General features: G+C 65.4%; 7 protein-coding genes. 6 read left to right on the top strand and 1 reads right to left on the bottom strand.

What is annotated here, in order from left to right; genetic code table 11:
• Positions 1-13: 13 nt before the first annotated feature.
• Positions 14-532, bottom strand: coding sequence for a hypothetical protein (locus tag AC5Y4T_RS25940; protein WP_072501205.1), 519 nt, complete (start codon positions 530-532; stop codon positions 14-16).
• A 161-nt stretch (positions 533-693) separates the two neighbouring features.
• Here AC5Y4T_RS25940 and AC5Y4T_RS25935 point away from each other — a divergent pair, with 161 nt between their 5' ends.
• From AC5Y4T_RS25935 to AC5Y4T_RS25910, 6 genes are all read left to right on the top strand, one after another.
• Positions 694-1,518, top strand: a complete 825-nt coding sequence (locus AC5Y4T_RS25935; protein ID WP_306454291.1) for a tyrosine-type recombinase/integrase — start codon at positions 694-696, stop codon at positions 1,516-1,518.
• Complete coding sequence (locus tag AC5Y4T_RS25930; RefSeq protein ID WP_232526921.1) at positions 1,515-3,767, top strand: tyrosine-type recombinase/integrase; 2,253 nt, start codon at positions 1,515-1,517, stop codon at positions 3,765-3,767. Before AC5Y4T_RS25935 ends, AC5Y4T_RS25930 begins: the two co-directional genes overlap by 4 nt.
• A complete protein-coding gene (locus AC5Y4T_RS25925; protein ID WP_065119802.1) occupies positions 3,757-4,197 on the top strand; it encodes a DUF6262 family protein in 441 nt (146 codons plus the stop codon). The genes AC5Y4T_RS25930 and AC5Y4T_RS25925 overlap by 11 nt, the downstream gene beginning before the upstream one ends.
• Before the next feature lie 95 nt (positions 4,198-4,292).
• Entirely contained in the window at positions 4,293-4,436 is a 144-nt protein-coding gene (locus AC5Y4T_RS25920) for a hypothetical protein (protein WP_162494284.1), read from the top strand.
• Positions 4,433-4,780 carry a helix-turn-helix domain-containing protein gene (locus tag AC5Y4T_RS25915; protein WP_065119801.1) on the top strand — a complete coding sequence of 116 codons (348 nt, stop codon included), beginning with the start codon at positions 4,433-4,435 and terminating at the stop codon, positions 4,778-4,780. The genes AC5Y4T_RS25920 and AC5Y4T_RS25915 overlap by 4 nt, the downstream gene beginning before the upstream one ends.
• 76 nt (positions 4,781-4,856) lie before the next feature.
• A partial coding sequence (locus AC5Y4T_RS25910) for a recombinase XerD (RefSeq protein WP_499956117.1) occupies positions 4,857-6,231 on the top strand: 1,375 nt, incomplete at its 3' end.

The raw sequence follows: 6,231 nt of genomic DNA, 5'->3' as shown, positions 1-6,231 counted from the left end.
GTCGACTGGCCGTTCAGCGGGGCCGGCCTGGCGCGTTGAGTCGGGCCATGAGTTCACGGTTGGCGGCGCGGGCGGCGGCGAGGTCTTCGTCGCGTTCGTCGAGTTGTTGTTGTTGGTCGATGACCTGCTGTTCGAGATGGGTGATCCGTTGGTGGAGTGCATCGATGTCGGTTGGGGCGCGAAGCCCGGACTCACGCCAGGTGTGTTCGCCGAGTGCTTGGGAGAGCCGCTGCTCGAGTTGGCGGATGCGTGCGTCGAGCCGGGCTGCGCGTTCGTGGGCGGCGAGCAGGTCGGCCTGTAGTGAGGCGTGGGTGACCGCGGGGCCGGTGTGCTCGTCGGGGACTGGATCTGCTTGCAGCGCGTGGATTTTCTCTAGTAGGTCGCGGTGCCGGTAGAGGAATGTGCGGTCGACTGCGGCGGCGCGGGCGATCGCGGACGCGCTGAGCGGGTCGCCGGCGGTTGCGGCTTGGTCGATCGCGGCCAGCACGCGCCGGCGTCGGCGCATCGAGTCGTCGTGACGGCCGTCGAGCATCGATCGGGTGCGTGTGCTCGACGAGATAGAGTGTGCGCGTGTGTGATTCGACGTTGCGTCGGTGGTTGTGGTCATGCGGTGGCCTCCGAGGCGGTGGTTGCCGGTGCGGGTGCAGTGGCGGCGAGGGTGGGCATGCCGAGCGGGATCGTGTGGGCCGCACGATGACGACGCATGATGGCGACCGCGTCGTCGATCTGCGTTCGCTCGGTGTCGTCGAGTTCGGCGATGTCGCCTTTGATCCTGTTGATCAGTCGCCGGATCCGGGTGATCTCCTCACCGAACTGCACCCTGGCCGCCGGCGGCGCTCGGGATGGAAGCCGTTCCTCTACCACCTGAGCAAGGGCGAGCCGGAGCGGCGGCGCACGATCAAGCTTCGGACCTCGCGCAGGCATCCGACCATCCTGACCGTCGGGCAGGTGCAGGCGATCCTCGACGCCTGCACCCACCTGCGGGATCGCTTGCTATGGGCATTGTTGTGGGACACGGGGATTCGGATTGGTGAGGCGTTGGGTCTGCGTCACGAGGACGTGGCCGCTGCCGAGGGTGAGCTGACGGTCGCGCCGCGATCCAACGACAACAGGGCGCGCGCCAAGTCGGCGACACCACGCACCATCCCGGTCGGCCCGGAGGTCATCCGGCTCTACGCCGACTATCTGCACGATGAATACGGCGACCTGGACTCCGACTATGTGTTCGTCAACCTGTGGGGCGAGCCGTTCGGGCACCCGTGGGGCTATCCCGCGGTCTACGACCTGGTGTTGCGGCTGCGCCGGATCACCGGCACCGACTTCGATCCCCACTGGTATCGGCACACCTACGCCACCCGACTGCTCCGCAATAGCACCCCGATCGAGGTCGTCAGCACGCTGCTGGGGCATTCGTCGATCGCGACCACGATGGACATTTACGGGCATCTGTCCGTCGAGGACGCCCGCCGGGCTTTGGAGGCGGCCGGCTTCCTGACTGGGCAGGAGGTGCGCTGGTGACCACAGCAGAACCCACGCCGGCCGCCACGGCTTTGGGGTTGCTGAGCATGCTCATGGCCGCTGTTCGACCGGAATTCCGGGCCGACATCCTGGTTCCCGAGCGGGGCGCGCTGATGTTCGATACCGCGCCGTGCCGGGTGCCGGGCTGCGTCCGTCAACCACGCATCCGCGGGCTCTGCAAAGGCCACCACAACGCGTGGCAACAGGAAGGCCGCCCGGACATCGACGTGTTCGCCACGATCGCGTCCCCGGAGGGACTCGGGCGCAAGGAGCTCACGGCCTGCGCTGTCGCGGGCTGCCGCTTCGGTGTTGCCCGACGAGGCTTATGCGTTCGCCATCACGGAATTTGGGAACGGTCCAGTCGGCGCGACCGTACCGCCTGGATAGCCGCTGTTCCGCTCGTGCATGATCCCGATCATCCGGTGTGCGCGTTGTCCTACTGCACATTGTGGACACAGGGACGCTCGGCGTTTTGCGTCAACCACCGATCGCGGTGGGAGGCGGCAAGACGTCCCGACATCGACGAGTTCATCGTGCTCTGCGAGTCCTATGGCGATGACCGGTTCGACTTCCGATCGTTCGATGATCGCCGACAGCTCAAATTGGAGATGCAGTACGCGCTGCAGTGCCGACACGATGAACGACAGGTCAAGACCCCCGCTGGCATCGCGAGGGCGGTTATCGCAATCGTGGCCGCCAGCGGGGTAGCCTCGCTGCTGGAGTGGCCGACGACGCGTTGGATCGAGTTCTTCGACGCCAATCACGCTGCCCGACACGGCCAGAACGGGCAGGTGGCGTTTCTGCGCTACGCCTATCGCTGTCTGGAGGACCTGCACTGCGGCAGCGGGTGGGAGGCCGAATTCCCGCGCGACGTGTGGGAGCTTCGCCGACTCGGCGTCGAGGGCCGCAAGCGACTGCGGTTCGACGGGATTACCCAACCGTGGCTCCGGGACTTGGCCAAGCGGTTCGCCCGCTGGCGGTTGAGCATCGGACGCAGCCCCAACCAGGCCTACATCGACGTTCAGGCGGTGACGCGTTTGGCCGGCTTCTTGGCGTCCCCGCCGGTCAACATCACCCGCCTGGCCGGCATCAACCGCGCGGTGTTGGAGCGCTACCTTGCTGACCTGTCCACCGACTCCCGAGCACTCCGCTCCCGAAGTCGCGACATCAGCTCGTTGGGTGCGTTCCTCGACGCGATCCGCCGCCACGAGTGGGACGCCGACCTGCCCGCCAGTGCCGCGTTCTACCCCGATGACTTCCCCAAGCCTGACAAACGCCTGCCCCGCGGGTTGGCCGAGTACATCATGGCCCAGGTCGAACAGCCCGCGAACCTGGACAGGTGGAACAACCCCGAGAGTCGGCTACTCACAATGATTCTGATGCGCTGCGGCCTGCGCATCGGCGACGCCACCAAGATCGCCTTCGACTGCGTCATCCGTGGCGGCGACGGCGCCCCCTACCTGCGCTACACCAACGCCAAGATGAAACGCGAAGCCCTCGTCCCCATCGACGAGGAAGTCGAGAAGGCCATCGCCGAACAACAACAGCGGATCCGCCAACAATGGCGCGACGGCAGTTCATGTTTGTTCCCTGCCCCAAAGATGAACCCCGACGGCCACCGGCCGCTGACCACGCAGTCCTACCGCGGCGGGCTACGAGACTGGCTGGAGCGCTGCGACGTCCGCGACGAACACGGCCGCCCAGTGCACCTGACACCGCACCAATGGCGCCACACCTTCGGAACACGGCTCATCAACCGGGACGTCCCGCAAGAAGTCGTACGGGTGCTACTGGACCACTCCAGCGGCGAGATGACCGCCCACTACGCCCGCCTTCACGACGCCACCGTCCGCCGACACTGGGAGTCCGCTCGAAAGGTCGATGCCAAGGGCCAAACCGTTTCGATCGACCCCGATGGCCCACTGGCCGAAGCGAACTGGGCCAAGCAACGGCTCGGGCGCGTGACCCAAGCGCTGCCCAACGGCTTCTGCGGGCTGCCAGTACAAAAGACCTGTCCACACGCCAATGCTTGTCTGACCTGTCCGATGTTCGTGACCACGCCCGAGTTCCTACCGCAACACCACGAACACCGTCAGCAAGTCCTGCAGATCATCTCCGCTGCCGAGGCACGCGGACAGTTGCGCCTCGTCGAGATGAACCAACAAGTCCTCGGCAACCTCGACACCATCATCACCACCCTCGAAACCGACTCCGGTTCAGAGGAATTGGAGCCTGCTAATGCGGGCTGACAACAGCCGGCACCTCATCGTCGCCGCCCGACAACGCCACGAACTCACCCGAGCCAAGGCGATCCAGACCCTGAGGACCCTCGACGCCGAAGGCCGTCCGGTCACCTTCGAGGCCGTCGCTCACGCGGCGGCGGTGTCTCGGTCCTGGCTCTACGCGCAACCCGACATCCGAGCCGAGATCGAACGGCTTCGCGCTGCCCACCGTCGAGCACCCGCGACGCCGGTCCCCGCGCGGCAACGATCCTCGGACGCCTCACTGCTACGCAGGCTCGAAGCCGCCACCCAGCGCAACCGCACGCTGGCCGAGGAGAACCGCAAGCTCCGAGACCAGCTCGCCCGAGCGCTCGGCCAGCAGCGCACCGCGACCGAAACCACGTCCACTCACACCGCCCGGAAACGTCTCAGCTCGATAACGATCGGTCCCTGCTGAAAGGCCTCCCCATGTCCCCACCCCAAACGTCGACGACAACGTCCACAACGAAACGCCGCAGGTCGCAGCCCCGAATAGGCCAGCGACTCAAGATAATGCAGGACCAATTGGGCCATGAACACGCCAGCACCACGGCGTTGTACACCTGCGTGTCCAGCGATTTCCGCATCCGCACGTTGCGGCGGGTGTTGGACTCCACCATCAACGACGCACTGTCGTCCAGCAAGGAGGACTCGTGAAGCGTCATGTCGACTATGCCTGGCGGCTGCCGGAGATCATGGCCGCCCACGGCATGCACAACAGCACCGACTTGATGCCGCGGCTCGCCGAACGCGGTATCGAGCTGTCCCGGCCCCAGGTGTATCGCATCGTTTACCAACGGCCTGAACGGTTGTCACTGCACCTGCTGGCCGCCCTGTGCGACATCTTCGGATGCGGCGTCGAGGATCTTCTCACCATCACCGCGACCGACGTCCGCCGCAAGAAAGCCGCCTCGTCCACCACGACTGCGCGCCCGAATGTGGTTGACCTGAACAAGTCGGTGCGTCCGCGCCGGGCCCGGGTGATCCGCGATGAGGATTGATCCCGACCGGCCGCCGGCACGTCGCGGACGACCCGCGGTCCGCGACGGCGCCTTGTGCTGCACTAGGTGCCACCGGATGGCCAACCAGTTGCGCGTGAACTGGCCCGCTGATCGACTGTGCCACAGCTGCTTCTACACGGCGATGCGCACTCATGGCATCTGTCCCATTTGTGGGCACGACGGCGTGCTGCCCGGTCGGGTCAATCAAGCCGATCCTCGACCGGTATGCCTGTCGTGCCCCGGTATCTCCGACGACTATCGATGCGCAACCTGCCACACCGAAGGTCAGCTGTATCGCCGCGGGCAGTGCGCTCGATGCGCGCTTCGCGACGACCTCACCGCTCTGATGGTCCACGACGCCGCCGACCCAGTCGCCATGGGGACCATCGTGACAATCCTTTGCGGGGTTGACCGACCCGAAAGCATCCTTACCTGGAAACGCTCCCCCACCGTTCGGGCCCTGCTGCTGGGCCTGGCCAGCGAGGACATCCCACTCAGCCACGACGGTCTCGACGCCGCCGGACAGAGCAGACAGGTGTCCCATCTGCGCAGCCTCCTCGAGCACAACGGCCTGCTCCCGCCACGCGACGAACCCCTTGCCCGTTTCCAGGCCTGGCTGGCCTCAAAACTCGAAGCGATCTGCGAGCCAGCCGTTCGAGCCCCCGTCGAGCAATTCGCCACCTGGCATCACCTACAGCGCCTACGCCGAACCTCTGCTTCGGGCCAAAGCTCCCACGGACCAACACATTCGGCCCGACAAGAGATCAACGAGACAATCAAATTCCTCAGCTGGTTGCACGAGAACCATCACCGCACCGCGGCGACCTGCCGACAGCAAGACATCGACGAGTGGCTAGCCACTGGACCGACAACCCGTACCAAGATCCGCACGTTCGTCGTGTGGGCCTCAAAGAGCAAGGTCAATACCGCCTTACAGCTCGACGCGCCACAAGCTAAGGACACCCGCTTGCTCACCCAAGACCAGCGGCTGGCATGGATCAAGGAATTACTCCACGGGGACGCCGAATCACTGCCCTACCGCGTTGCCGGCACACTGTTGCTGCTTTACGCCCAGCCCGTGGCCAAAATCGTCGCCTTGCCGACAGCCGCGATCGTCATCGCCGCTGGCGAGACACGCATATCGCTTGGCGCCGAACCTGTTCCAATACCCGAGCCCTTCGCCAGCATGCTCAAAGATCACCTGCACAACCGACCCAACCTCCGGACCGCTGGAGGCCTGAAGACCAACCCCTGGCTATTTCCCGGCCACCGCGCCGGCAAGAACCTCGAACACCACACCATGATGCTGAAGCTGCGCACCCTAGGTATCAACCTGCTTGGAGCACGCAACTCCGCGCTGCAGAACCTGGTCGCCGAAATACCCCCTCCCGTCGTAGGCCACCTTTTGGGCTATAGCCACAACTGCACCCAACGACATGCCCAACTGGCAG

Source organism: Mycobacterium sp. NGS11 (assembly GCF_059813315.1).
This window is presented reverse-complemented; position numbering and strand designations above follow the sequence as displayed.

What these genes read in the sequence shown, in the direction of transcription:
- AC5Y4T_RS25940 (WP_072501205.1), bottom strand. Translation starts at nt 532, where the DNA reads ATGCTCGACGGCCGTCACGACGACTCGATGCGCCGACGCCGGCGCGTG.
- AC5Y4T_RS25935 (WP_306454291.1), top strand. Translation starts at nt 694, where the DNA reads ATGACGACGCATGATGGCGACCGCGTCGTCGATCTGCGTTCGCTCGGT.
- AC5Y4T_RS25925 (WP_065119802.1), top strand. Translation starts at nt 3,757, where the DNA reads ATGCGGGCTGACAACAGCCGGCACCTCATCGTCGCCGCCCGACAACGC.
- AC5Y4T_RS25920 (WP_162494284.1), top strand. Translation starts at nt 4,293, where the DNA reads ATGCAGGACCAATTGGGCCATGAACACGCCAGCACCACGGCGTTGTAC.